This is a genomic window from Methylophilus sp. DW102 (assembly GCF_037076555.1).
Classification (GTDB): Bacteria; Pseudomonadota; Gammaproteobacteria; order Burkholderiales; family Methylophilaceae; genus Methylophilus; species Methylophilus glucosoxydans.
In genome coordinates this window covers 2,355,776-2,380,107 of the sequence record NZ_AP029023.1, presented here as the reverse complement: position 1 = coordinate 2,380,107, position 24,332 = coordinate 2,355,776, and the positions used below count along the sequence as shown (strand labels likewise).

Annotated in this window: 26 protein-coding genes; 14 read left to right on the top strand and 12 right to left on the bottom strand. The window is 50.1% G+C overall.

Annotation, left to right across the window (positions count from 1 at the left end):
• Window positions 1-45 precede the first annotated feature (45 nt).
• Window positions 46-1,686, bottom strand: a complete 1,641-nt coding sequence (groL, locus tag AACH41_RS11200) for a chaperonin GroEL (RefSeq protein WP_194748563.1) — start codon at window positions 1,684-1,686, stop codon at window positions 46-48.
• 46 nt (window positions 1,687-1,732) lie between these two features.
• Window positions 1,733-2,020 (bottom strand): co-chaperone GroES, encoded by a 288-nt coding sequence (locus AACH41_RS11195; protein ID WP_194748562.1) that lies wholly within the window; start codon window positions 2,018-2,020, stop codon window positions 1,733-1,735.
• Between the two features lie 467 nt (window positions 2,021-2,487).
• Here AACH41_RS11195 and AACH41_RS11190 point away from each other — a divergent pair, with 467 nt between their 5' ends.
• Complete coding sequence (locus AACH41_RS11190; protein ID WP_338655127.1) at window positions 2,488-3,381, top strand: choice-of-anchor A family protein; 894 nt, start codon at window positions 2,488-2,490, stop codon at window positions 3,379-3,381.
• 253 nt (window positions 3,382-3,634) lie between these two features.
• On the opposite strand, the gene AACH41_RS11185 is transcribed toward AACH41_RS11190, so the two are convergent.
• On the bottom strand, window positions 3,635-4,243 hold the full coding sequence (locus AACH41_RS11185; RefSeq protein WP_275356174.1) for a TetR/AcrR family transcriptional regulator: 609 nt from the start codon (window positions 4,241-4,243) through the stop codon (window positions 3,635-3,637).
• Between the two features lie 134 nt (window positions 4,244-4,377).
• Here AACH41_RS11185 and AACH41_RS11180 point away from each other — a divergent pair, with 134 nt between their 5' ends.
• From AACH41_RS11180 to AACH41_RS11160, 5 genes are all read left to right on the top strand, one after another.
• Window positions 4,378-5,175 carry an SDR family oxidoreductase gene (locus AACH41_RS11180; RefSeq protein WP_313986945.1) on the top strand — a complete coding sequence of 266 codons (798 nt, stop codon included), beginning with the start codon at window positions 4,378-4,380 and terminating at the stop codon, window positions 5,173-5,175.
• A 48-nt stretch (window positions 5,176-5,223) separates the two neighbouring features.
• On the top strand, window positions 5,224-6,129 hold the full coding sequence (locus AACH41_RS11175) for an alpha/beta hydrolase (RefSeq protein ID WP_338655122.1): 906 nt from the start codon (window positions 5,224-5,226) through the stop codon (window positions 6,127-6,129).
• 75 nt (window positions 6,130-6,204) lie between these two features.
• The gene (locus tag AACH41_RS11170; RefSeq protein WP_338655121.1) at window positions 6,205-7,620 is read left to right on the top strand and encodes a DHA2 family efflux MFS transporter permease subunit; all 1,416 of its coding nucleotides are present in this window, start codon (window positions 6,205-6,207) and stop codon (window positions 7,618-7,620) included.
• Between the two features lie 16 nt (window positions 7,621-7,636).
• Entirely contained in the window at window positions 7,637-8,911 is a 1,275-nt protein-coding gene (gene fabF / locus AACH41_RS11165) for a beta-ketoacyl-ACP synthase II (RefSeq protein WP_338655120.1), read from the top strand.
• Between the two features lie 88 nt (window positions 8,912-8,999).
• Window positions 9,000-9,875 carry an alpha/beta hydrolase gene (locus AACH41_RS11160; RefSeq protein ID WP_338655118.1) on the top strand — a complete coding sequence of 292 codons (876 nt, stop codon included), beginning with the start codon at window positions 9,000-9,002 and terminating at the stop codon, window positions 9,873-9,875.
• An 89-nt stretch (window positions 9,876-9,964) separates the two neighbouring features.
• On the opposite strand, the gene AACH41_RS11155 is transcribed toward AACH41_RS11160, so the two are convergent.
• A complete protein-coding gene (locus AACH41_RS11155; protein WP_338655116.1) occupies window positions 9,965-10,273 on the bottom strand; it encodes a hypothetical protein in 309 nt (102 codons plus the stop codon).
• A gap of 160 nt (window positions 10,274-10,433) precedes the next feature.
• Here AACH41_RS11155 and AACH41_RS11150 point away from each other — a divergent pair, with 160 nt between their 5' ends.
• The 7 genes from AACH41_RS11150 to AACH41_RS11120 all read left to right on the top strand — a co-directional run bounded on the left by AACH41_RS11150 (window position 10,434) and on the right by AACH41_RS11120 (window position 14,756).
• Entirely contained in the window at window positions 10,434-11,048 is a 615-nt protein-coding gene (locus AACH41_RS11150) for a TetR/AcrR family transcriptional regulator (RefSeq protein WP_338655114.1), read from the top strand.
• 453 nt (window positions 11,049-11,501) lie between these two features.
• Entirely contained in the window at window positions 11,502-12,434 is a 933-nt protein-coding gene (locus tag AACH41_RS11145; RefSeq protein ID WP_194748555.1) for an NAD(P)-dependent alcohol dehydrogenase, read from the top strand.
• Between the two features lie 2 nt (window positions 12,435-12,436).
• Window positions 12,437-13,138, top strand: coding sequence for a YafY family protein (locus tag AACH41_RS11140; RefSeq protein WP_275356162.1), 702 nt, complete (start codon window positions 12,437-12,439; stop codon window positions 13,136-13,138).
• Between the two features lie 241 nt (window positions 13,139-13,379).
• Window positions 13,380-13,550 (top strand): hypothetical protein, encoded by a 171-nt coding sequence (locus AACH41_RS11135; RefSeq protein WP_228518818.1) that lies wholly within the window; start codon window positions 13,380-13,382, stop codon window positions 13,548-13,550.
• A 361-nt stretch (window positions 13,551-13,911) separates the two neighbouring features.
• Window positions 13,912-14,079, top strand: coding sequence for a hypothetical protein (locus AACH41_RS11130; RefSeq protein WP_194748553.1), 168 nt, complete (start codon window positions 13,912-13,914; stop codon window positions 14,077-14,079).
• A gap of 116 nt (window positions 14,080-14,195) precedes the next feature.
• The gene (locus AACH41_RS11125) at window positions 14,196-14,399 is read left to right on the top strand and encodes a hypothetical protein (protein ID WP_194748552.1); all 204 of its coding nucleotides are present in this window, start codon (window positions 14,196-14,198) and stop codon (window positions 14,397-14,399) included.
• Window positions 14,400-14,537: 138 nt separating this feature from the next.
• Window positions 14,538-14,756: a hypothetical protein gene (locus AACH41_RS11120; protein WP_194748551.1), complete on the top strand. Its 219-nt coding sequence runs from the start codon at window positions 14,538-14,540 to the stop codon at window positions 14,754-14,756.
• A 103-nt stretch (window positions 14,757-14,859) separates the two neighbouring features.
• Here the strand turns inward: AACH41_RS11120 and AACH41_RS11115 are convergent, their stop codons facing one another.
• The 8 genes from AACH41_RS11115 to AACH41_RS11080 all read right to left on the bottom strand — a co-directional run bounded on the left by AACH41_RS11115 (window position 14,860) and on the right by AACH41_RS11080 (window position 21,885).
• Window positions 14,860-15,267: an amidase gene (locus tag AACH41_RS11115; protein WP_228518817.1), complete on the bottom strand. Its 408-nt coding sequence runs from the start codon at window positions 15,265-15,267 to the stop codon at window positions 14,860-14,862.
• 28 nt (window positions 15,268-15,295) lie between these two features.
• Entirely contained in the window at window positions 15,296-16,624 is a 1,329-nt protein-coding gene (gene atzF / locus AACH41_RS11110; RefSeq protein ID WP_338655107.1) for an allophanate hydrolase, read from the bottom strand.
• A 44-nt stretch (window positions 16,625-16,668) separates the two neighbouring features.
• Window positions 16,669-18,231 (bottom strand): hypothetical protein, encoded by a 1,563-nt coding sequence (locus AACH41_RS11105; protein WP_338655105.1) that lies wholly within the window; start codon window positions 18,229-18,231, stop codon window positions 16,669-16,671.
• Between the two features lie 34 nt (window positions 18,232-18,265).
• Window positions 18,266-18,949, bottom strand: a complete 684-nt coding sequence (locus AACH41_RS11100) for an isochorismatase family cysteine hydrolase (RefSeq protein ID WP_338655103.1) — start codon at window positions 18,947-18,949, stop codon at window positions 18,266-18,268.
• Between the two features lie 185 nt (window positions 18,950-19,134).
• Window positions 19,135-19,503 (bottom strand): oxalurate catabolism protein HpxZ, encoded by a 369-nt coding sequence (gene hpxZ, locus AACH41_RS11095; protein ID WP_194748548.1) that lies wholly within the window; start codon window positions 19,501-19,503, stop codon window positions 19,135-19,137.
• A 14-nt stretch (window positions 19,504-19,517) separates the two neighbouring features.
• The gene (locus tag AACH41_RS11090; RefSeq protein ID WP_338655099.1) at window positions 19,518-20,867 is read right to left on the bottom strand and encodes an AtzE family amidohydrolase; all 1,350 of its coding nucleotides are present in this window, start codon (window positions 20,865-20,867) and stop codon (window positions 19,518-19,520) included.
• 5 nt (window positions 20,868-20,872) lie between these two features.
• Window positions 20,873-21,142 (bottom strand): hypothetical protein, encoded by a 270-nt coding sequence (locus AACH41_RS11085; protein WP_338655097.1) that lies wholly within the window; start codon window positions 21,140-21,142, stop codon window positions 20,873-20,875.
• A gap of 44 nt (window positions 21,143-21,186) precedes the next feature.
• On the bottom strand, window positions 21,187-21,885 hold the full coding sequence (locus AACH41_RS11080) for a GntR family transcriptional regulator (RefSeq protein ID WP_313986852.1): 699 nt from the start codon (window positions 21,883-21,885) through the stop codon (window positions 21,187-21,189).
• 498 nt (window positions 21,886-22,383) lie between these two features.
• On the opposite strand from AACH41_RS11080, the gene AACH41_RS11075 reads away from it, so the two are divergent.
• Window positions 22,384-24,291, top strand: a complete 1,908-nt coding sequence (locus AACH41_RS11075) for an EAL domain-containing protein (protein WP_338655094.1) — start codon at window positions 22,384-22,386, stop codon at window positions 24,289-24,291.
• Window positions 24,292-24,332: the final 41 nt, after the last annotated feature.

The following is a 24,332-nucleotide window of genomic DNA, read 5'->3' as shown; positions in this document are numbered from 1 at the left end:
CAAGGATAAGCAACGCAGTATCACTGAACTGCTTAAATGCAAAAATTACATCATACCGCCCATGCCACCCATACCGCCCATATCACCACCCATTGCTGGTGCATCTTCTTTAGGCAGTTCAGCCACCATGCAGTCAGTGGTCAGCATCAGGCCAGCCACAGAAGCCGCGTGTTGCAAGGCGGAGCGGGTCACTTTAGTTGGATCCAGTACGCCCATCTCAACCATGTCGCCATAGGTTTCGTTGGCTGCGTTGTAACCGTAGTTGCCTTTACCGGCAGCCACGTTGTTCACCACGACTGATGGTTCAACGCCAGCGTTTTGAGTGATCTGACGCAGTGGTTCTTCAACCGCACGCAGAACGATCTTGATACCGGCTTCTTGATCCAGGTTGTCACCTTTCACTTTGGCAATCGCTTCGCGGGCACGAATCAATGCCACGCCACCGCCAGCCACAATACCTTCTTCAACCGCAGCACGTGTCGCGTGCAATGCATCTTCCACGCGGGCTTTTTTCTCTTTCATTTCGATTTCAGTCGTCGCGCCAACCTTGATCACGGCAACACCGCCAGCCAGTTTGGCCACGCGCTCTTGCAGTTTTTCACGGTCGTAGTCGCTAGAAGCTTCTTCGATTTGTGTTTTGATTTGAGTGATACGTGCCTTGATCGCTTCTTCGTTGCCAGCACCGTCAATGATGATGGTGTTTTCTTTGCCCACTTCGATGCGTTTGGCTTGACCCAGATCGTGCAGTTGTACGGCTTCCAGTTTCAGGCCCACTTCTTCAGAGATCACAGTACCGCCAGTCAGAATCGCGATGTCTTCCAACATGGCTTTACGACGGTCACCAAAGCCTGGGGCTTTAACTGCAGTCGTTTTCAAGATGCCGCGGATGTTGTTCACTACCAGGGTTGCCAGCGCTTCGCCATCGACATCTTCAGCGATGATCAGCAATGGACGGCCAGCTTTCGCTACTTGCTCCAAGGTTGGCAGCAAGTCACGGATGTTGGAGATTTTTTTGTCGTGCAACAACACGAATGGGTTGTCCAGCAACGCGATTTGGCGCTCTGGGTTGTTGATGAAGTATGGAGACAGGTAACCACGGTCAAACTGCATACCTTCAACCACATCCAGCTCGTTGCTCAGGCCTGAACCGTCTTCAACAGTGATCACGCCCTCTTTACCCACTTTGTCCATTGCATCCGCAATGATCTGGCCAACAGAGGCGTCAGAGTTAGCAGAGATCGCGCCAACTTGGGCGATTTCTTTGCTGGTAGTACAGGGTTTGGATTGTGCTTTCAGGTCAGCTACAGCAGCTTCAACTGCTTTGTCGATACCGCGCTTCAGGTCCATTGGGTTCATGCCGGCAGCGACAGATTTCATGCCTTCGCGGATAATGGCTTGTGCCAACACAGTCGCAGTCGTTGTACCGTCACCAGCGATATCATTGGTTTTAGAAGCAACCTCTTTCACCATCTGTGCGCCCATGTTTTCGAACTTGTCTTTCAGTTCGATTTCTTTAGCCACAGACACACCATCTTTAGTGATGGTTGGCGCGCCAAAAGAACGCTCCAATACCACGTTACGGCCTTTAGGGCCCAAAGTTACACGAACAGCGTTAGCCAATACGTTAACGCCATTTACCATTTTTTGGCGAACGTCATCACCAAATCTTACGTCTTTAGCTGCCATTTAAATTCTCCTAAATTACAAATGTGTGGGATTGAGTTGCGAGTGATTACTCAACAATCGCCATAATGTCTTCTTCGCGCATCACCAACAGCTCTTCGCCGTTGACTTTCACTGTTTGGCCGGAGTATTTGCCGAACAATACTTTGTCGCCGACTTTCACGTCCAAAGCGATAGCCTTGCCGTTGTCATCTTTTTTGCCATTGCCAACTGCCTGAACCACACCTTGGTCTGGTTTCTCTGTTGCACTGTCAGGGATCACAATGCCAGAAGCAGTAGTGCGCTCTTCAGCAGCGCGTTTAACAATTACACGGTCGTGCAACGGACGAATGTTCATGAGATTCTCCTTGGAGTTTTCCTAAAGTGTTATAGAGATAACGTTAAAACTAAAACAATCAAAGCGGTACGCATTTTAGCACTCGCGCACCTTGATTGCTAATTTGGGGCGGGATTTTTTGATTTCAAGGGCTAATACATAAAAATTTTATGGGTTTTTGTCGTTTGTAATTCAACTTGAGATTTTTGCAATTTAAGTCGAGAGTGTCATTTCAGTAAACTCAGAGAGTTACAACAACAGTCAAGGGTAATACCAAGCAACATTTACACTAAGAAAGCCTGCAATACAAGCTTTCTTATTTTATAGCTATTGTTTTCGATATCTATTTATCATGAGTAGTGGCGATTCATTAATCCCTTGAAGATGGGATGAGGTAAAATACCAGTCTGGGCTAATGCACATCACTGCATTTTAATGTTAAATGCAACAACGACAATCTAAGATTGAATTGAGCTTTTGGAGTACAGATGAAATTAATTAATGGTTTGATACTTACCGCAGCCTTTTTCGCTAACCAGTCCTTCGCTAACACTATTGATTTAGGTGTAGCACGTGACTATAACGTATTTGTTTTTGGCAACTATGAAAGCAATAACTGGAACTCAATTTCTGGAGCCGTGGCAGTTGGTGGGAATGCAAACATCAGTACTTCTACCATTTCTAATTCAGCAAAGAATAGTTATGGCCTTGTTGTTGGTGGAAATCTAACCAAATCATATGGCAATGTTACTGGTACGACGTGGGTCGGCGGTAGTGTTACTAAGCCCCAGTACGATTACTACAATAGCTATTCAACTGCCGCAACTTCTCCAATTGATTTTGTATCAGCTAAGACTCAATTAAACGCTCTCTCTGACAATCTTGCGGCAACAGCTTCGACCGGTTCCGTAAGTTACAACTATGGAACCAATGGATATCTGTCAGGTACAGGGAGCAGTGTCGAATATTTCACGCTTTCGGGTTCTGATTTATCCAATATCAACAACTGGAGTTTCTCTAACATTGCATCAGGTTCAACATTGATCCTGAATGTCTCTGGAAGCTCGGTTAATCTTACCGGTGGGTGGTCTGCATTCAGTGCTTATAATGTATTGTTTAACTTTTACGATGCCACATCCTTGACTCTTAACAACATCAACTTCAGTGCAAGCATCCTAGCAACGGATGCGACAATTTACGGTAGCAGCGGAAATGTGACCGGAACTGTAGTGGCTAATAATTGGAATAACTCTCTCACATTAGGAAATAGCAAATTTTCTTCTGTAGCTGTGACAACGCCTGTTCCAGAGCCTCATAACTATGCTTTATTGATGATGGGGTTGATAGTCATACTCGGTTTTAGGGCGAGGAAAATTAACTAACATTTATCACTGATATAAAAAAATAAAGGCCGCATATGCGGCCTTTATTTTTGGACTTACTTAAGACTTGATAAGTAGGCAGTGTATTAAATTTGGCTGTGTTTACTGATGTGTGGGCTAGTTTGTTAGGGTTAAATCTCAACTTATGTTACAAATAATTTGGAAAGTCTGTTTGCAATAAATTTTATAAGTATTTGATTTATATATATTATATTTTGTTAAATTGCAGACGGCACCACAGTTATAGATACCCTTATTTGCTCGGCCAATTCAACATGGCTACATTAACCATTCTTTTAAGTTCTTCTTGAGTGGCGCCATTGACCGCTTGCACTGACATTCCTTGATGTAGAGTAGCTAAATATTTAGATAAATCAACGGCATTTACGTCAGGCGATAAATCACCTTCAAGTTGTGCCAACTCAAATCGCTCAGTCAACAAGCCCTCATAATGTTTTCTATACTGAATAAGCTGTTCTTTGATGATCTGTGCGCCTTCACCGCATGAAAGGGCGCCTTGCACGATCATGCATCCCTTGGGATGTGCTTCACTAGTTAGAAACTCCGCGCTACTTAATAAAAACTTTTCTGCGACTTTGCGCGCTGTTGGCTCTTTCATCACCATCCTCACAAATGAAGCTGGACCGGAGACATACTTAGAAAGCGCTTGCCTAAACAATTCTTCCTTATTGCCAAACGCAGCATACAAACTTGGCTTATTCACACCGAGCGTGGAGGTTAACTCGGCCATTGAGGCGCCTTCATAGCCCCTTTCCCAAAAGACTTTCAAAGCCTTGTCCAGGATCACCTCGTTATCAAACATTTTGGGGCGACCTCGTGTCTTTTTTAACTCTTCAGTCATCTCAATTTTCTTCACTTAAGTAATTTATACCAATTGTTACAAAAAAATGTTGACAGAGCAAATTTTGTTGCATAGTATTTATGTACCGATTGGTATTTATATACATAACTGTTAAACCGTAAAGAGGTGAAAAAATGAATGCAGTGAATAAACTTGGGACAGCATTGATCACAGGTGCATCAACTGGGATTGGGGCTGTGTATGCAGACCGACTAGCAAAGCGAGGTTATGACTTGATTTTGGTGGCACGTGATCAAGCAAAGCTGCAAAAAGTAGCAGATGGTATTAAGAGTGCATCTGGAAGTCAGGTAGAAATCATGCCGGCCGACCTGACCCTCAAGGCTGATTTATTAAAAGTCGAAACACGCTTACGGGAAGATAGCAGTATTACCCTGCTGGTGAATAATGCCGGGGGTGGTGCGTCTACGACGTTGGTTGAGTCTGATATGGATGCGATGGAGACCATGATCCAATTGAACATCACCGCGCTCACACGACTCTCCGGCGCAGCTGCCAAACGATTTTTTGCTGAAGGCAAAGGGGCCATCATCAATGTTGCCTCAGTGCTTGCCTATATTCCTGAAATGTTCAATGGCGTTTACAACGCAACTAAGTCTTATGTGGTGATGTTTAGCCAATCCATGCAGCATGAACTTGGTGACAAAGGGGTGCGCATTCAGGTGGTGTTGCCAGGTGCGACCGATACGCCGTTCCTGGACAAAGTGAATATGCCAGCAAGTCACTTGCCGCCTGAAATGGTGATGAAAACTGATGATTTGGTAGATGCCGCGCTAAGAGGATTTGATTTGGGCGAGGTGATCACTATTCCATCTTTGCCAAATATTGAGGATTGGCAAGCATTTGATGCGGCAAGAAAAGCATTGGGGCCGCATTTGTCATTAGCTAAACCAGCGAATCGTTACCTGAGCTAATCACCACCTAAGAACCCAATCATCCATTTGACTGAACAGGAGATATTCGTGAATAAAATTTTAAGATCATTGTTACTCATCGCCACTACCTTATCCATCATAGAGTCAGGCACGGCCTTGGCTGCAGATAAACTGGAGACAGCGGCCACAAAATTTGTAGAGGCCAATGGCATTAAATTCTCTTACCGCACTTTAGGCTCTCAATCAGGTACTCCATTAGTGCTCCTTCAGCACTTCACTGGCAATATGGATGCCTGGGATCCGGCGGTAGTGAATGCCTTGGCCAAGCATCGTCCAGTGGTTGTATTCAATAACAGAGGCGTTGGTGCTACGAATGGAGTGGTTGCCGACAACATTGCACAAATGACCACAGATGCTTATGCGTTTATTCAAGCGCTGGGCTATAAGCAAGTGGATGTGTTGGGGTTTTCGATGGGTGGGTTTGTTGCCCAAGAACTTGCTGCGCAACATCCAGAACTGGTTCGAAAAGTGATTCTCGCCGGGACTACCCATCAAGGCGGTGGCAATCATCTGATGAAAGTATTGGGTGAGGCTTTTTCCAGAGCCAATGCGCCAGATCCTCGCGACTATCTGTTCTTCTCTCAAAGTGATGCAGGGAAGCAAGCCGCCGCTGCATTTTTGTCTCGCGTCTATGCCAGAAAAGAAGGGCGTGACCCTGAAAGTGGTAAGGAGATTGCAGATGCACATGGCAAGGCCTTAATTGTATGGACGAGCACACCTGATCCTGAATTCAAAACGTTAAAAGCCATTCAACAACCGGTTTTGGTGGTGACGGGTAGCAATGACACCATGTTACCAACCGAGGGTTCGATTACCCTATATAAGCAGCTTAAAAATGCGCAATTGCTGTTATATCCAGACTCCAATCACGGTTCGATTTTTCAGTACCATGATTCGTTTGTAAACACAGCTGAGTTCTTTCTGAGTCACTAAGCGAACACTGGCCGCAACGAATCAAGGCGTTGTGGCCAGTATTACTAATACGCCTAAGTCAAATCAGAGAATGTCATGAACTCAAACATACAGCAGTTAGTGTCTGCAAATAAAGCAATCCCGGCAGCTTGGCGGGTATTCGCAATCGCCAGTATTGCGATTTTTATGTCCTCCCTGGATACGACGATTCTGTATGCTGGGTTCAATAATATTCTCAGTAGCTTTCCGGACTCTACTGCCGCTGATCTATCCTGGGCGATGAGCGGCTACTCTATTGTCTATGCTGCCATGCTGATCCCGGCGGGTGGTATTGCAGATAAATTTGGGCGTAAAAAAATATTCACATTAGGCACCTTGTTATTTATCAGCGCCTCATTTGCATGCGGTGCCGCCCCAAGTGTCTCATGGCTTATTGTCGCCAGAGTTTTTCAATCTATCGGCGCTTGTCTGCTGACCCCCTCTGCATTGGCGCTGGTATTGGAGGCGTTTCCTCGCGAGAGGCGGTCAGTCATCATGGGTGCTTGGGGCGCTGTTGGTGCTTTGGCCGCGGCATTAGGTCCGGGGATTGGTTCCTGGATTATTGATGTAGGCGGCTGGCAGTGGGCATTTTTTATCAACATCCCGATTGGATTATTCTGCATATGGCAAAGCTTAGCTGTATTGCATGAGTCGGTTCAGCCAAGAGCGCATATGCGGCTTGATCTCGTCGGCATGTTGCAGTTGGTCGTCGGTGTGGGAGCAATTGCGTTTGCGATTGTTGAGATGAAGTCGCCTAGTTGGAATCCCTATGAGTTAACAGCCATTCTGATATTAGGTTGGGTGTTGCTGGCAAGTTATATTCCTTGGGCGAAGTTTTACCCAGAACCATTGTTTGACCTCAGCCTGTTTAAAAACAAAACCTTTTTATTTGCAAACCTGGCAGGCATCACCTTCGGGATTGCGTTTTCCATCATGTTTTTTTCATTCTTTTTTTGGATGAAGAATATATGGCATTTAAACCAGTCCTTAGCCGGTGCGTCTGTCATGCCAGGGCCACTGATGGTTGTGCCTACCGCATTGGTTGCAGGGAAAATAGCCTCCAAAGTGGGACATCGTCCTTTGCTTATCACAGGCACCATGACCTACGCCCTCAGTGGGCTGTGGTTTTTAATGGTCCCCGATACCACCCCTAATTATCTGGCTACATGGCTACCGGGTTTACTATTAAGCGGCATCTCTGTCGGCTTGGTCATGCCCTCTTTATCCGCTGCTGCCATGTTTGGTTTGCCGCAAAAAGACTATGCCGTTGGTTCTGCCATCAATCACGCTGCCCGCCAAATTGGCACGGTGATAGGTGTGTCCATCACCGTGTTATTCCTTGGTAAAGCACTGCTCAAGCCGGGTGACTTTATCCCAACGTACAGCATACATATTGCATTGGCACTCATCACGGCCATGTTATGTATCCCGATCAATACCCACCCAAAACAACTTGCCAATTTAACTCAATAGGCCTTTAGGGAAATTTATGATGAAACGTATTGTGATTACTGGGATGGGCGTAGTCAGTCCGCTTGGAACAGGCGTTGACTTGGCATGGAAACATTTGTTGGAGGGAAAGTCTGGGATCTCTGCGCTCCCTGATGCGTTGGCAGAAGGCAGCCCAGTCAACATCGCCGGTTGGGTTAAGCAATCAGAACTTGATCCGAGCATGGGGCTCAATTTGTCTGAATATCTCGATGCAAAAGAGTTAAGACGCTCTGACAGATTTATTCAATTTGCTCTGATTGCCGCTAACGAGGCCATTCAGCAAGCCCAGTGGCTACCGATGACTGAGATTCAAAAACAACGCACTGCCACCATTGTCGCTTCAGGGGTGGGTGGTTTCCCAGCCATTGCACATGCAGTCCGCACAGGCGAAGCAGTGGGTGTGGGTAAGCTCTCGCCATTTACGATTCCATCATTTTTGGTCAATTTGGCGGCTGCGCAGATAGCACTTAAACACCAATTCCAAGGACCACTCGGTGCTCCGGTTACCGCCTGTGCAGCAGGCGTACAAGCGATTGGCGATGCAGCCAGGATGATTCATGCCAATGAAGCCGATATCGCAATCTGTGGGGGGACAGAAGCTTGTATTGATAAAGTCAGCCTCGGCGGGTTTGCAGCCGCAAAAGCACTGAGTACAAGATACGCGGCAAGCCCTGAGTTAGCCTCAAGACCGTTTGACACACATCGTGATGGGTTTGTGATGGCAGAGGGGGCTGGTATTTTGGTGATTGAGTCCTATGAACACGCCATGGCGAGAGGTGCAAAACCGCTTGCTGAATTAGTGGGATATGGAACCACTTCTGACGCCTACCATATCACCTCCAGCCCCGAGGAGGGTTCCGGTGCTGCCAGGGCAATGATGATTGCCCTTAATCAAGCACACATATCTCCCGAGGCCGTTGACCATATCAATGCGCATGCCACGTCTACCCCCATGGGAGATGCAAGTGAACTGGCAGCCATCAGAACTGTGTTTGGTCAGCGTCATGCCCAACCTGTGATCAGTGCCACAAAGTCTTCCACTGGACATTTGCTGGGCGCAGCGGGCGGTCTAGAAGCCATTTTTACCATTAAAGCAATTGAAGCGCAGTGTTGCCCACCCACAATCAATTTGTACGCGCCAGATGCGCGGGCAACTGGGCTGGCGATTACGACACAAGCTCCCATTCATCGACATCTTGAATATGCCCTTTCGAATGGGTTTGGATTTGGCGGGGTTAATGCATCTGTCATTTTTAAACGTTTTAACGGTTGAGCATGATGGATCAAACCTGGGGGTGATCACTTAAATATCACTTCACTCGAAATGATAAGTACTAATTAATTTGATAAGGGAGAATGAAATGAGTGATGCACCAACAGATCTTAAATTTAACGGAGAGGAATTTTTTGTCACGCTTAAAGATGGAGAAACGGTTCGAGTCATTAAAACAGGGAGTGGAGAACCGCTGCTTTTAATGCATACGATCAGAACGCAAATTGAGTTGTTTAGCGAGATGATTCCATTTTATGCGAGCAAATTTACCGTCTATGCCATCGATTTGCCTGGCCACGGTCAATCGTCCATCAATAAGAAAATCAACTACGACGAGCCCTATTTGAGAGCCTCTGTGCTTGATTTAATTGATCAGCTGAATTTGACCAATCTCACCTTAATTGGTGAGTCTATTGGCGCGACACTGTCTCTCACGGTCGCTGCACAAATCCCAGATAAGATTAAGCAGGTGATTGCGGTCAATACATACGATTATGAAACCCGTTACGCAGATGGCATCCGGCGTGGCAACTTTATTGCCAACTTCATGATGTGGAATTACTCAATTCCCATCAATGGGGCGATTTTTGCTGCGCTTGAGAATCGATTTTTCTTGAGCCTGGTGATGAATGGCGGCGTCACAAAAATCAAAAAAATCCCAACCTGGTTAATGACAATGTTTGATAAAACAGGACATCGGCCGGGCTACAGTTTTCTTGGCAGGAACATATTAAAAAACTGGCGCAGTTGGGCGCAGGCCACTGATCAATATCATAAGATCAAAAGCCCTGTAATGCTGATATACGGAGAAAATGACTGGTCAACACAAGCCGAAAGATATTTGACTTGGAAGAAAGTACCAAACGCAAAGCTTGAGACTATCACGGGTTCTGGGCATTTCCTCAGCGTGGATAATCCAGAGGATTTAAAAAAGACCATATCCCAATACTTGCAGGCAAATTAAGTGAAACCTCAGCCTGAAAATGTGACATTACATTTTCAGGCTTAAAGCCCATTGCCTAAGCAATGGGCTTTATTTATTGCTAAATATGTTTAGGACTTTTTAGCATGTTCGAATTGCTCTGTATATCGCTTTAAGGAGTTATCAACACTTTTTTCAGCAGTATTATTTTCCTTCGTTACGATTTTAAATTTCCCAAGAATGTTATCCATAAAACGGTCCTTGGATACATCTACATTCCGTACCTCATCATTCTTTGATACGGTTTGTGCTTTCCAGTTACCCAGTAAGGTTTTATTGATAAATTCAGACTCAGACTTCAAGCTGTCTGCGTGGGCTAAAGAAGCGTTTGCAATTGCAAAGCCGGTGATAGTTGCGATCAATACTTTTGAATAAAACATTTTGTTTCCTTCCACGTTGCAAAAAAGTTAGATTCACATTAATAATGTAACCTGGATTACATTATTGGTTGAAGGCTTGCTTTTGTCAATATAATTATGTAATCTGAGTTATATAATTATTTTTTTACTACAATTATTAAAGATTTAAGGGGAAATATTTATGGCACCTGCAGGAAGGCCGCGATCATTCGACAAGTCTTTAGCATTGAGAAACGCTATGTATGTTTTTTGGGCTAAGGGTTACGAGGGAACTACAATGTCTGATCTTGTTGAGGCGATTGGAGTCAAGGGCCCAAGTGTTTATGCTGCATTTGGGAATAAAGACTCAATCTTCGTTGAAGCTGTGAAAGCTTATTCTGAGATGATACTTAACGGACCGCTCAGTTCCCTGACTGAAGAGCCTGATATTTATATCTCAATCAAAAAACTTTTAGAGTCCAATTTGAGTTTTTTTATGAATTCAGCCAATCCTCGGGGATGCCTAATCATGACTTCTGCAATTAATGCGACTCCCGAACATTCCGAGCTAGTAGATTTGGTTCGCTCTTATAGAGAAGAATATAAAGAACTGTTGATCAAGCGGTTCCAACTTGCAATAGATCAAAAGCAAATTAGAGAAGAGTTCAATTCACTTGACTTGGCTGAGTATTACTTAATGGTTATTCATGGGATGGCTTTGAGAGCGAAAGATGGATCGAACTTTAAACAACTCTCCAAGGCTGTAGAAATGTCTTTGTCAGGGCTGAGAGAGTGTCTCAAAGTGCCCCACAGTTAGGTGGATGATCGTAACGATTCATTTCGAATTTGCACTTCAACCTAAAAGATTGGGCCTTAAAAGTGGTCAATATACCAAGCAAAATTAAGGTTCGGGTTAAATCTCAAGAGTCAAACGCATGTGAGTCTAAAAAAGGGTTGCGAGGATCGTAACCCTTTTTTCATTGAGGGGTTCTCATCTCACGCATGTATTGATTTCGTGCAAAATCAGACCCCTGTGTCATTCTGGCTGGGGCAGTTACGCTGCGAATACCAATCCCTGAGTTATCTCTCAAGTTAATTTCAAAAAAGCTGCTGAATCTTGACTCGGATAACTAACGACAGAACGTTGGATGTGTCTGGATGAAGATGGTGACAAAATCTGGCATGTGCACTGTTTATAGTAAGCATTTCAATACGCCATCGAAATGAATATGAACAAGTGTATAACTATCCAGAAACAAAGCGTGTCCGCATGAAGCGCATTCAGTACCATCAATATGGCGGGGCAAGTATGATGCGCCTGGAGGAGTTTGAAGTGGAAGCTCCCGGCAAGGGCCAGCTACTTGTGAAGGTGAAATATGCTGCAATCAACCCCATCGACTGGAAGTTACGCAATGGCACGATGAAAATCCTGACCGGAAACACCTTCCCTCGGGCAATGGGTTTGGACTTCTCGGGGACGGTGATTTCAACTGGTAGAGGGGTGACACGCTTTGCTCCAGGCGACCATGTGTTTGGCATGGCACGACTGAAACAGGCCGGCGCGTTCGGCGAGATGCTAGTCACCAATGAGTCCTTTGTGACACACAAACCGGATACAGTCTCGTTTGAGGATGCAGCCTGTTTGGCGACGCCTGGCATTATGGCGTGGAGAGGGTTGGTGGAAAAATCCCGCCTGAGGGCTGGTCAACATGTATTTGTGAACGGTTGTGCCGGGGCTGTTGGGATAGCAACGATTCAGATCGCGCAGATGCTGGGGGCCATCGTCTCTGGCAGCTGCCGCCGTGAAGATATGGAAAAAATGCAAAAAATGGGATTAGCCCATGTCTACGACTATCGAAAAGTGGATTTGCATGCCCTGACGCAAAAGTTCGATATTGTCTACGATACCTCAACAACCATTTCCGCAAGCACAGGGATGAAGCTGCTCAAGAAAAATGGTGTATTTCTTGACCTTGACCCGAAACCAATGAAATTCCTGCGGGCGATTTTCTCGAAAAACTACCAGGTGCTGATAGGCAGTCCGAGCGAGTATACTTTGGGCAAGGTCGCAAAAGCGGCGGAACTCGGAAAGCTCCAATTACCGATTGGCAGAATCGTATCGCTCATCGATGGTGTAAATCTGATGAGTGAAATTGAGGGTGGACTCAAAATAGGGGGCAAAGGTGTTATCGCCATGGAGTAACAATGTCTCGTAGCCATCGCCTCAACGAACTGATGCAAGTGTTGCGTCGACATCGCGGGAGTGTTTCCGGCGCAATGCTGGCGCAAGAAACCAATGTCTCGTTGCGAACAATTCGCCGTGATATTGCAACGTTGCAGGCCATGGGTGCCAAAATTGATGGCGCAGCAGGCGTAGGGTACATGTTAAAGCCTGGATTTTTGCTGCCGCCGATGACATTCAATGAAGACGAATTGCAAGCTTTGGTCGCAGGTGCGCAATGGGTGAGTCAACAAACAGATCAAGCGCTCGCGCTTGGGGCTCAAAATGCACTGGCAAAGATTGGAGCAGTCATTCCTGCGGACATGAAACTATTCATGGAGGATGACATGCTTTATGTCGGCGAAAGACCATTTGTCGTAGATTTTGATTCAGGCGTAGTGCGTTATGCCATGCGCGAGCAAAAAAAACTCAAAGTGGCTTATATCAACAAAACGGGTGACACTTTGGCGTATGTGATCTGGCCGCTTATTTTAGGGTTCGTCGATTCGCGTTGGTCCATTGCCGCGTGGTGTGAGTTACATCAGGCATTTAGAATCTTTCTGGTGGATCGTATTGTGGAGATCAGTGGCCTTGAAGATCACTATCCTGGCAATCGGCGCCACTTGTCAAAAGAATGGCGTAATAGCGTCTGCCAAAGTGCCGACAAAAATCAGTATATTGAATAACACATGCCTGGCTTAAGTGCGTGCATCGAGCGCGCCTTGAGTGTTTTGTGAATGGTGGTTGATGACTACAAAGGCATTATCTCCTCGCGCAGTATGTCAACCTTGTTTATTGCGAGCTCCATCGCTCAGCGCCCCATTCTGAAGTCTCAAATCGAGGTGTATCGCCTATTCATGCTGGATAAAGTCTAGAGCGAGTATGGAATGGAGCGAGATACAAGCGGACTAGAAGGCGCTGGAAACGGTGATTCTCGGCAAATGGGGGCGTCTGACCCAGGACAATATTTATGACATTGCGGGCAAGCGGGAGATTCTCGTAGAAAAACTGCAGCAAATTTACGGCATCAACAAGCAAGAGGCCAATCAGCAAATCAATGCGTTTGCCCAGTCGGTACAGGAGATCAAACACCATTGAACCGCATGACCTGGTCTTTCAACTGGTAAAGGCCACCTGTTCGTGATCTGCCTCCTGAAGTGGGCCAGTTCGGCGAGCTCTTGCTCACCCTCTGTGGCATGACGCCGCGCTTAGGAAATCGTGATGCATGGATATATGCAGAATCTTCATCAAGCCACTTTGCTGAATACAGATTTCAGGATGAATACAGACTGCAGGCGGGTGGTATCCACAGGACAGTATAGCCAGTTGCTTCTGGTCACACTCAAACCGGGCGAGGAAACCGGCTTTGAAGTATAGATGCAAGACCAGTTTTTACGCGTGTAAAAGGGCGCACATCATCATCCATGGCTTCACCGCAGAAGTTGAACAAGGATATGCGATGATGGTGCCAGCCGGGGGCCATCATCACCTGATCAATACGGGCAAACTGGACTTGAAACTACACAGCCTCTACTCGCCACCCAGTCATCAAGAGGGCACCGTCTGTCATCTGCGCGTGTATGCAGATGTCTCGAAGCTGCCCTTTGACGGGGTCACGACTGAATAAGCCAGACCGTGTTGGCTAGCGAACAAACAGCCCCTTGCGTGCCCGGTAGACTGCAAAGAATGGTTGTTGAATTTCCAACGGCCAGACACAGATCGACCACATAAAGGATTTACGCCATGTCAATTTCCAATCAAGCCAGTGGATTACATCAACAAGCTGCGACGGATCATGAAGCGGCCGCCAAACATCATCTCAATGCATCAGAGAGCTATCATAAAAATAATGTTTCAGAAGCCAAAGAAAGTGCAAAAAAAGCGATGGAAGCCTGCAACTCGGCCCAGCAGAAAACGCAGTCTGCCTGCAATTGCCATGAAAAATGAGTCAGGCATTTATGCAATGCTGACCGCAACAATCCCGCTTAGGCGGGATTGCTGACGCTGGTGTCTCCGTATGCGGCCAACCGGCGATACGACGGATACTGCTTATGTTTATGCACACGCTTATGAAAGGCCCATTCCATGCGCTTTGATCATCAGCCCACCACACAGTTAATCCGCATCTTGAAGGCCGGATTGGGCTTCAAGCTTAACCGCCGGCAACGCTCCGCACACGAGATCGCACAACTGGATCAGATTGCGCACACCAGCGGCGCGCACATTACCTGGATAGAGCCACAGGCACGGACTGCTCGAGCAGCGCCCGACGAATGCCATCAGTCAATGGCAAAAGAACATTGAGTGTGCCAATCTCCCTATTAAATCAATGGCTTGATCTGCACTGATTCGCCGTTACGACCAGATGAAAAATGAATTGGTTTTTCATGCGGCCTGGAGGCGGGCGCTATTTATTGCTGCCCTGGCTTTGTGCATGCAGATAAGCCCGCCAGCCGCCAAAGACCGAGATATCCGTGGCGGTTGCGCTGGCGTAGGCTTCACACAAAAAACCGGCCACTTGTTGGCCATCTTGCAGCGTAAGGGTGCCAAAGCCGAGCGGGGCCGGGACGCTGGCAACCAGTTTGCCGTAGTTCTCCAGCGGCAGTTGCCAAATCTCCAGGGCGATTGCGCTGCCGCCTGTATTGACTCTGACCAGGCCGGGGCGCGGTGGGTGAAAGCCGGCCAGGTGGTAGAGTTTGTAGTCGGCCGAGGTATGCGTGGCGCGCACAAAAGTGGCCTGCAATGCCTGCAATTGCGGGTTGAGTGGCAGGCCTTGCATATGCGCGCCGCAGACGGCGACTTCTATCATGGACATGCGTGTTTCCTTGTATTTTTTAGCGCGGTTAGCGGCCTAGCCGTTGCGCCAGTTCAACCAGCGCAAGGTCATGAAAAGCCGGTGAGCAGAGCGTAATGCCAAACGGCAGGCCGTTGTGCTGGAATCCAGCCGGGAGGGCGATAGCAGACAAATCCAGCAGGTTCATAAAGTTGGTGTAATAGCCCAGGTTGCTATTAGTCTGGATCGGGTCCTGTTCCACTTCTTGTATGGTGTAAATCGTGCCTGCCGTCGGCGTGACCAGCAGGTCAACCTCATCCCAGCATTGCTGGGCCTGCGCCTGGTTGGCTTTGAGCTGGTATAGCGTGGCATAGGCGTCGGCTGCACTGAATTTGCTGGCCCCCTGAATGATGCTACGCGTCACCGGGTGCATGGCCTCTGCGTGTGATTCAATAAAGGGCTGGATGGCGGCATAGCGCTCGGCGACGATGGCGCCCTCATAAAGCAAGCGCGCCGTGTTGAGAAATACCGAAAAATCTATTTCGACGGCTTGCCCGCCTATCGCGGTCAGTGCTTGTACGGCGTGGGCAAACAACGCGGGCGTCTCGGGGTTGCCAAAAAAATTCAGTTGCTCAGTCCGGGGCACGCCAAAGCGAAAGCGGGGTGGAAAAGTGTGCACTGCCTGCGCGGGTGCCCGCCGTGAATAGGCATCCTCGTGGTCTTCTCCTTGCGCGACTTGCAACACGGCGCGTGCCTCTTCGGCGGTACCGGCAAAAATAGAGACGCAATCGAGTGAACGGCAGGCCGGCACCACCCCATGCGTGCTAAGCAGGCCGCAGGTCGGTTTGATGCCAACCAGATTGTTAAACGCGGCCGGGATCCGTCCAGAACCTGCCGTGTCTGTGCCCAGGCTAAAACTGGCCATGCCCAGCGCAACTGCCACGGCAGAACCCGAACTGGAGCCGCCGGAAATGTAGTCAGGATCAATGCTGTTTTTGCAGGCGCCATACGGCGAGCGTACGCCGACCAGGCCGGTGGCAAATTGATCCAGATTGGTTTTGCCGACCGGGATCGCGCCCGCGGCAATCAGTTTTCTGACCACCGTGGCATGTTGGTCGGCCGTGTTGGCAAAGTCCGGGCAAGCGGCCGTGGTAGGATATCCGGCCAGGTCGATATTGTCTTTGATGGCAAACGGGATGCCGTACAAAGGCAGGCTGGTCGGGTCCATCGCCTCCAGTTGGCAGGCGTAGATCAGCATCTCTTCCAGGCTGATCCGGTCAATCCAGATATGGTGCGTATCTTCGGCATGGATTTTTTCTGCCAGCTGCCGGACCAGCTGGCTGGGTTTCAGGCTGCCAGCGCGATAAGCGGCGCTCAGATGCGAAATGTTCAAATTCATGTGGGGGCAGGGCTCCGGCATTGGTCGGGGTGGCTGGCACGGGGTTAGTGCTGGCTGCTGAGGCCGGTGGGCAAGGCCTCAATGCGCGCATATTTACTGCTTAGCCACAGCATGATCGCCACCACCAGATAACTGGCGGCAATCGGTAGCGATTGGCCAATGCCGATCGCCTCGCCATGCATGAGGCCAAAAAAAGTAAACAGCGCCGCTGCCAGTGCAAAGCCAGCGGCTTTTGCCAGTTTGCGGTCTATGACCAGGGCGGCAATCGCACCCAGCATCAAGCCGCCTAAAATGGCGCCACCACCCAGCACCTCCAGCCCGTGGTAGAGCACGCCCACCTGGCCGAGTTTATCCAGCCCCAAGGTGGCGGCATTGGTGCCAGCGACGGCGAGGACGTTGTCAATTTGCAATTTCCCCCAGGCCGCAACATGTGGCAAAAAGGCCAGAATAATGGCAGGCGCGTGGCTCTTGGGCGTTTCTTGAAATGCTTGTGCGCCAATCAGCATGCCGATATAGAGCAAGATAGGCGAAATGGCGACCACCGGAATCAAGGAGGCCATGAGGGCGATGATGCCCAGCCAGGAAAGCAGCAAAACGATGATCCCGGTCGCCGCTGAGTAGCCGATGCGGCCGCCCATGGCCTTCCAGCCGGGATGCCCAATGTAGACCGCATTGATAAATGGGTTGCCCATCAGGCAGCCAATCAGGCTGATCACGCCGTCGGCCGTCAACACCCTTGTTGTCGGAAAGCTGTCACCACCGGCGGCGGCGCTCTCAACGTTGTCCATTGCCTCAACCAGGTCATAAATGCCAAACGGGATGGCGGTGACCAGAATCACACCTAAAAATTCAAAGCCTGAAAACACATGGTTGATGGCGGGTAGCGGGATGGAAAAGCCAAAGTTGGCAAGGGCGGCGCTGACGTGATTCAGGCTCATGTGGGCATAATCGAGCCCGAACAGGTGAGAACCCCAGGCGATGAGCGTCCCGGCGGCAATCGCCACCAGCCCGGCCGGGATGCCTTTGAAATAGCGCACGCCGCCAAACCAGCTGGCCAGAATAATGGCGAAGCAGACCACGCCTACCATGGGCGTCATGAACATCTCCAGCGCCGGGCGCAAACTGATAAACGCGACGGAGACGCCTGCCAGCGTGCCCAATAAGGCGGCACGTGGGGTGATTTTGCGGATCACCGGCGCAATAAAGCCGCCCAGCATCAGCACAAAGCTCTGGATAAACACCCAGGCCAGTCCGGCCTCCCAGCCTTTGACCGGGTCGCCACTGACCAGCGAGATGGGTAGCATGATCACAAACACCACCACAAACATGTGCGGTACGCTGACGCCAGACGGCAGCGCACACACATCATTGCGACCGGTCTGCCTGGCGAGTTGATAGGCGAGCCAGGCGTAATACATGGTGCTCAGAAACAGCATGAGCCCGGTGGCCGGCAGGATGCGGCCGAACACCATCTCGTCCGGCATTTTGAGCACAAACCTGAGCAGGCCGGTGAGCACCAGCAGATTGACCAGAATATTGGTGCCAAAACCAAAGAGCGCGTTCCAGTCGCCCGGTGACCAGAGTTTGATGCCTGAAGCGGTTTTCATGATGGGGATTCTCCTCAAATGGCGGGATGCCTGATTATTTTTGCAATGCGTGTACCAGTGGCAGGCTATCGGTGACCCAGCCAAAAATCGCGCCTTGGGCGGCAAACATGCGCAGGCTGACGGCGTGAAATTCGGGGTGGTATGAGGCGCAACAATCGCCAGGAATCAGGCAACGGAAACCGCGGTCATTGGCTTCGCGCACCGTGGTATGCACGCAGACTTCGGTCGTCACGCCACAGACAATCAGCGCTTCAATGTTGCGCTTGCGTAATAGCAGTTCGAGGTCGGTGGCATAAAAGGCGCCTTTGCCTGGCTTGTCGATAATGGGTTCGCCAGCGATGGGTGACAGCGCCGGGATAATCTCGTGCCCCGGTTCGCCACGAATCAGGATACGCCCCATGGGCCCCTGATCGCCGATGCGCAGTTTTGGCGCGCCCCGGTCCACTTTGGCTGGAAAGGCGTCAGACATGTCTGGTCGGTGGCCTTCACGGGTATGGATTACTAGCATGCCCTGCGCCCTGGCCGCCGCCAACACGGCCTGGCAGGGGGCAATTGCCGCTTTGAGCAAACGCACATCATTGCCCAGACTTTGCCCAAAGCCTCCTTCTTCAATGAAGTCGCGTTGCATATCGATGAGCATGAGTGCAGTGCGTGCAGGATCAAAGACAAAAGCTTCGGGCGTGGCTGGGACGGTGACTGTTTGCAGGGTGGCGATCATCTGAAAGGACTTTATAAAATGCATCAATGTATACAACAAAGCAAATCACATGCCTGAGTTGCGTCTATGCCTGGTTGAAAAAAAGGCTTTTAAAACAAGGGAATTATTTTTTAATCTGCTTGGTCTGGATGCGGAAAATCAGCCAGTGCTCGCCAAAAGAGTGCGGCTCGCACCAAGCGAGCGCATTAGTCCGGCATCAGGGACACATGCGCCGCTGCGATTTTCCAGCCTTGTTCAGTGCGTATCCAACTCTGGCTTTGCCGGCCTGTGCCATTGTCGCGCCTAAACTCGGTGCTGGCGTTGGCATAGTCAAGGCCATAGGTGGTGATGACCGTATTAAACAGGGTGCGTGGCGGCGGGGGCGTGCGTTGTTTTCTGAAGGCGACAATCTGCTCCCAGCCATACAGGTTTTCGGCAGCGCCATAGCGCACGGCGAGAGGGCTTTGCCAAAAGAAATGGATCAGGGCTTGTACGTCATTGTTGACCAGGGCACGTTCGTAGTCAGCAAATACCGCTGTGACTTCGGCGAGGACAGGGGGATGATTAATCAGCATGGGTCACCTCTGTATCAGTTTCTAACCACGGGAGACTGGCAGACTGACAACGACTGTAAATGGTGTGCCAGTTGCAGCAGCTGCGCCTCCTTGCCGGGCGCACCTATCAGTTGTACCGCAATCGGCAGCTGGCCGGGCAAATGCACAGGCACCGCGACGACAGGCAAGCCAATAAACGAAATCGGCTGGGTAAACATGCCCATGTTGGGTCGCAACGGCATACGGTTGCCGTTGATCACCATGTCTTCTTGCCCCAGCGGTTGCGCGCAGCAAGGGGTGGCCGGTGCAATCAGCACATCCGTGCTCGCAAACACTTGCATGGCTTGCTCAAAAAACCAGCGCCGCAGGCGTTGTGCCTGCAGATACCAGGCGGCTGGTAGCGTGGTGCCTGCCGCCAGCCTGGGGCGAGTCAGCGGGTCAAAGTCAGCGGCCTGTATGCGCAAGCGGGTCAGGTGGCGGTTGCCGCCTTCACTGGCGGTAATCAGATAGGCGGCTGAGCGGGCGCGCGCCACTTCGGGTAACTCGACCACTTGCGTCACCTGCAAGGCGTGGCACACGGCGGCGACGGCGGCCTGTGCTTGCGCATCGCCTTGCTCAAAATAGCCGCCCAGGCGGGCGAGGCGTGGCGTGTCTGAGACTAATCGTGGCGTTGCGTCCGCGCTGGGGTTGCCTTGCAGCACGTCAAAGCAAAGCAACAAGTCTTGCGCGGAGCGCGCAAAAATCCCGGCATGATCAAAACTGTGCACAAACGGAAACATGCCGTCCAATGAGAGTGCGCCATACGTCGGTTTGAGGCCAAACAGGCCGCACATGGACGAGGGCACCCGTACTGAGCCATTGGTGTCTGAGCCTAGCGTAAGCGGCACCAGCCCGGCAGCGACGGCGGCGGCTGAACCGCCAGAAGAGCCGCCAGCGCTACGTGTCGGGTCATGCGGATTGCGGGTGGGGCCAAAATGGTGGTTTTCTGTGGTGAAGCCATAGGCATACTCATCCATATTGAGCGCGCCGAGCAAGATGGCTCCCGCTCGCTGCATGGCCTGCACTAGCTGCGCATCGGTGCTGGCGGGGGCATGACTTTGGTTGATTTTGGCCCCGGCCAGGGTAGGCAACCCTGCAATATCAAACAGGTTTTTCACCGCATACGGCACGCCCGCCAGGGGTGGCAGCAGTTCGCCACGGGCACGTGCCGCATCCACGGCCGCGGCCTCTTGCAACGCACGCCCCGCAGTTACGGTGGTAAAGCTGTTGTAGCGGCCATCATGGCGCGCAATGTCGGCCAGCGCCGCCTCGGTCACGCGCAGGGCTGAGACGGTTCCCAGGCGGATTGCGTTGGCAATCTCGATTGCATTCTGAGTTCCATCCATGGCGCTTAGCTCGCTGCCTGTGGGCGAAACTCTGGTGCGGGCTCAATGTGCTCGTCCAGCGGCCAACTCATGACACGTTCGGCATGGCTGAATAGCAAGCGGTAATGTTGCGTGGTTTGCAGCAGGTCCTGTTCGTCAAGCGTGATACCCTGTAATTGCAATTGGCTGGCAACAAATGCCGGTGTGATTTCGGTGTCTTGCAGCATGGCGTGTGACAAAGCAAACTCCTTGGTGAGGTTTTTTTGATATGCAATATTGTATACAACAAAAGCCAAGCAAGTGCCGTACCAGTGCGGCGGACTGGGTGGCTTTCAGGCGGTCAGGCAGAGGGGGTGGATAAGAACTTTTGCCGTGCCAAGGCAGTCAGCGTCAGGGTTTTAGCGAATTCTCGACTGCGCTGGATATGTCGCTTCATGGCTTGTTTGGCCTTGGTCGTGTCGCGCTCTTTAATGAGCTGCAGTATCTCATAATGCTCTTTATAGGTGCGCTGGCTACGATTGTCAGCGTTCAGGTCCAGGCGACGAATGACGCGGATGCGGTGGTTAATGTTTTTTAAAATCGAGGCCAGCACTGGTTTGTCACTGGCCAGGGCCAGCCCGACATGAAAAGACTCATCTTTTTCGCCAAGGTCTATACCCATCTGTAATTCCGCATCATGCTTCTCCGGCTGCCACAGTGCCATCATCTGCTCCACTTGCTTGTCACTCATGGCGTTGACCGCAGATTCGACGATGAGCAACTCCAGAGCGATGCGTGCCTCGTAATACTCCATCAGTTCGTTCACATCCAGCTCACGGATAAAGCAACCCTGCTTGGGACGTATGCTCAAAAAACCCTCTATTTCCAGACGTTGCAGCGCCTGCCGGATCGGCGTGCGGCTGACACCAAACATCTCTGCCAGCGCCAGTTCGGTAATGCGCGTGCCCGGATAGAGCTCAAAAGAAATAATTTTTTGCTTGAGCTGGCTATACAAAGCGTCGACAGTAGAGCTTTTTGCAGGTTTTTCTTTTTTGATCATGACCTTGAATCTGACTGGGGATGCGATTAAAGATACTTGGATAATGGCCTTTCGGCAACCGTTACACTACGTATGCGTGGTCACTACGCCTGCATTTTACGTGCACCTGGCTTGAATAGTCCGATTGGGCTATGAGTAATTGCGGGCATCGCTTTTATAATGACAGGCGTTAATTCGGGTTGGGTCATTCATCAAGGGAACAGGGCTGATTGCAACGGCTTCGATGGCCAGGGTTGCATCGCTTGTTGCCTGATTCTCAAAAAAACCGGACATTCGTGATACGAAATCTTCGGTAAATAAACATAGCAAGTCGTGTCCAGCATGGCAAAAGCAGTTGCCGGGCTGGATGCATCCAGATCAACCGCGGTTGATCCTCTCTATTTTTGCATTATTTAACAAAACCCCCGGCCTATTTGCCAATATACTCACCTGCTGCAAATAGGGCGTGTTTGCGGCTGTTCCGGCAGGGCCGAATTTTGAGATTTTGATGTGTTACCCATGATTGACCTACGATATTACCGTCATTTTGACGAAAACATCCTTTACGCCAGATACTTTTCGTTGCTGCCTTATGTGCCTGTAGTGATTGTGGCTGCAGTGGTGGCGATGCTGACACAAATCTCGGTGTTTCACCGTAATGAGCCCTTTGTCTGGTCCTTTGTCGTGCCTGCCTTGCTCACGCTGGTTTCGGCCGCAGTGTTTGTCTACTGGTTTATTCACCGCAAGGAAAAGCCGCACACGGATGTGGTTCGCAAACGCTTGCAGTTTTTCGCCAGTTTGCTGCTTGTGGCGGGCATCACCACTGTGATTTGCGACCTGCATCTGCTGCAAGACTCATCAGGCTACAGCCGCTACTTTTTGGTCGTGCAGATGACGCTATATGGCATCTGTTTCCCGTTTCTGCTGGTCAGCCTTGGTCGGCCGGCCTACCTTTACAATCTGATGCTGATCGTCACCACGCTTGCTTACGTGCTGTATGCCGACATTGAATATAGCCATTCATTTGCATTCATGATCCTGATTTTTGAGATTGGCATGTTGATTGCCATGTACCGCCGCAACAAGAGCTTTGATTCCCTGGTCTACAGTTCGTTACACGCTCAAAATCTGGCCGCCGAAAATGCGCGCCTGGCCAATGTGGACATGCTGACTGAACTGCCAAACCGCCGCCAGTTTTTTGCCACGATTAAAGCGCAATCGCTGGAGCATCTGAAAACAGAAGGCAAAAAATTTGCGATTGGCATTATTGATCTCGACAAGTTCAAGCAGGTGAATGATGCACATGGGCACCGCATTGGTGACCTTGTGCTGGTGGAAATCGGTCGGCGTCTCAAGCATTACCCGCGATGTCAGCATCCTATTCACTTCTACCGCTTGGGCGGCGACGAATTTGCCTTTCACAAGCATTTTGCTGGCGATGAAGCGGCGCTCAAGCAGCTTGGTCAGTCTTTGATTGCGCTGATTGAAGAGCCGGTAGCCGTAGAGGGGATGTTATTCAATTTGAGCGCCTCTATCGGTATTGCGGTGTTTCCTGAGGTGGATGATACGTCTGAGAAACTCTATGAGTATGCGGATTATGCGCTCTACCATGCAAAGAACACGGGGCGCAGCCATACCGAGCTGTTTTCGGCCCGTCATCTTGAACGGCTGCAAAGCCGCCTGCAAATTGAGCGGGCGTTACGTTCTGCGGATCTGGTTCAAGAATTTTTCCTGGTCTTTCAACCGATGGTGGATATCCCCTCTGGTCGTACCATCGCCTTTGAATGTCTGGCGCGCTGGAACAGTCCGGCACTGGGGATGGTCAGCCCGTGTGTATTTATCCCGGTGGCTGAAAGTATAGGCATGATCTCCAGTCTGACGCTGACTTTGTTTTCTCAGGCCTTGCAGGCCGTGCAGGCCTGGCCTGCCCAGATTGGCTTGTCTTTTAATCTGTCGGCGTTTGATATTATCAGTGATAAGGTGGTGCAGGATCTGGTGGCGATGCTCTCCGCCAGTGGTGTCGATCCTGCACGGATTACCTTTGAGTTGACTGAGACTGCCTTGCTTCAGGATTTTATTGTGAGCAGAAACAATATCGAGTTGTTACGGCAAACTGGTGTTTCCCTGGCGCTGGATGATTTTGGGACCGGTTACTCCAGCCTGAGTCACGTGCAAGGTTTGCCGCTTAACAAAATCAAGGTGGACCGCAGCTTTGTGCATGATATGGAAACCAATCCGAAGAGCAAAATGATCGTGCGTTCGATTCTGGCCTTGTCTCATGGCATTGGCGTTGATTGCGTGGTGGAAGGCGCCGAGACACAGCAGCAGGTCGACTTGCTATCCTCCATGGGCTGCAAGATTATCCAGGGCTTTTACTATGCCAGCCCGATGGTTGAACCCGAGATCGTCAGTTACCTGCGTACCTGACCGGCATCGGGTCAGGCGCTGCCTTGGCCATATGCCGGGGC

Excerpts from the sequence above, each read along its gene's own strand:
- AACH41_RS11125 (WP_194748552.1), top strand. The coding sequence starts at position 14,196 with ATGTCAATTTCCAATCAAGCCAGTGGATTACATCAACAAGCTGCGACG.
- AACH41_RS11075 (WP_338655094.1), top strand. The coding sequence starts at position 22,384 with ATGATTGACCTACGATATTACCGTCATTTTGACGAAAACATCCTTTAC.
- AACH41_RS11160 (WP_338655118.1), top strand. The coding sequence starts at position 9,000 with ATGAGTGATGCACCAACAGATCTTAAATTTAACGGAGAGGAATTTTTT.
- hpxZ (WP_194748548.1), bottom strand. The coding sequence starts at position 19,503 with ATGCTGATTAATCATCCCCCTGTCCTCGCCGAAGTCACAGCGGTATTT.
- AACH41_RS11170 (WP_338655121.1), top strand. The coding sequence starts at position 6,205 with ATGAACTCAAACATACAGCAGTTAGTGTCTGCAAATAAAGCAATCCCG.
- AACH41_RS11190 (WP_338655127.1), top strand. The coding sequence starts at position 2,488 with ATGAAATTAATTAATGGTTTGATACTTACCGCAGCCTTTTTCGCTAAC.
- atzF (WP_338655107.1), bottom strand. The coding sequence starts at position 16,624 with ATGAATTTGAACATTTCGCATCTGAGCGCCGCTTATCGCGCTGGCAGC.
- AACH41_RS11195 (WP_194748562.1), bottom strand. The coding sequence starts at position 2,020 with ATGAACATTCGTCCGTTGCACGACCGTGTAATTGTTAAACGCGCTGCT.
- AACH41_RS11105 (WP_338655105.1), bottom strand. The coding sequence starts at position 18,231 with ATGAAAACCGCTTCAGGCATCAAACTCTGGTCACCGGGCGACTGGAAC.
- AACH41_RS11180 (WP_313986945.1), top strand. The coding sequence starts at position 4,378 with ATGAATGCAGTGAATAAACTTGGGACAGCATTGATCACAGGTGCATCA.
- AACH41_RS11080 (WP_313986852.1), bottom strand. The coding sequence starts at position 21,885 with ATGATCAAAAAAGAAAAACCTGCAAAAAGCTCTACTGTCGACGCTTTG.
- AACH41_RS11090 (WP_338655099.1), bottom strand. The coding sequence starts at position 20,867 with ATGGATGGAACTCAGAATGCAATCGAGATTGCCAACGCAATCCGCCTG.
- AACH41_RS11145 (WP_194748555.1), top strand. The coding sequence starts at position 11,502 with ATGAAGCGCATTCAGTACCATCAATATGGCGGGGCAAGTATGATGCGC.
- AACH41_RS11120 (WP_194748551.1), top strand. The coding sequence starts at position 14,538 with ATGCGCTTTGATCATCAGCCCACCACACAGTTAATCCGCATCTTGAAG.
- AACH41_RS11185 (WP_275356174.1), bottom strand. The coding sequence starts at position 4,243 with ATGACTGAAGAGTTAAAAAAGACACGAGGTCGCCCCAAAATGTTTGAT.
- fabF (WP_338655120.1), top strand. The coding sequence starts at position 7,637 with ATGATGAAACGTATTGTGATTACTGGGATGGGCGTAGTCAGTCCGCTT.
- AACH41_RS11115 (WP_228518817.1), bottom strand. The coding sequence starts at position 15,267 with ATGTCCATGATAGAAGTCGCCGTCTGCGGCGCGCATATGCAAGGCCTG.
- AACH41_RS11130 (WP_194748553.1), top strand. The coding sequence starts at position 13,912 with ATGATGGTGCCAGCCGGGGGCCATCATCACCTGATCAATACGGGCAAA.
- AACH41_RS11140 (WP_275356162.1), top strand. The coding sequence starts at position 12,437 with ATGTCTCGTAGCCATCGCCTCAACGAACTGATGCAAGTGTTGCGTCGA.
- groL (WP_194748563.1), bottom strand. The coding sequence starts at position 1,686 with ATGGCAGCTAAAGACGTAAGATTTGGTGATGACGTTCGCCAAAAAATG.
- AACH41_RS11155 (WP_338655116.1), bottom strand. The coding sequence starts at position 10,273 with ATGTTTTATTCAAAAGTATTGATCGCAACTATCACCGGCTTTGCAATT.
- AACH41_RS11100 (WP_338655103.1), bottom strand. The coding sequence starts at position 18,949 with ATGATCGCCACCCTGCAAACAGTCACCGTCCCAGCCACGCCCGAAGCT.
- AACH41_RS11150 (WP_338655114.1), top strand. The coding sequence starts at position 10,434 with ATGGCACCTGCAGGAAGGCCGCGATCATTCGACAAGTCTTTAGCATTG.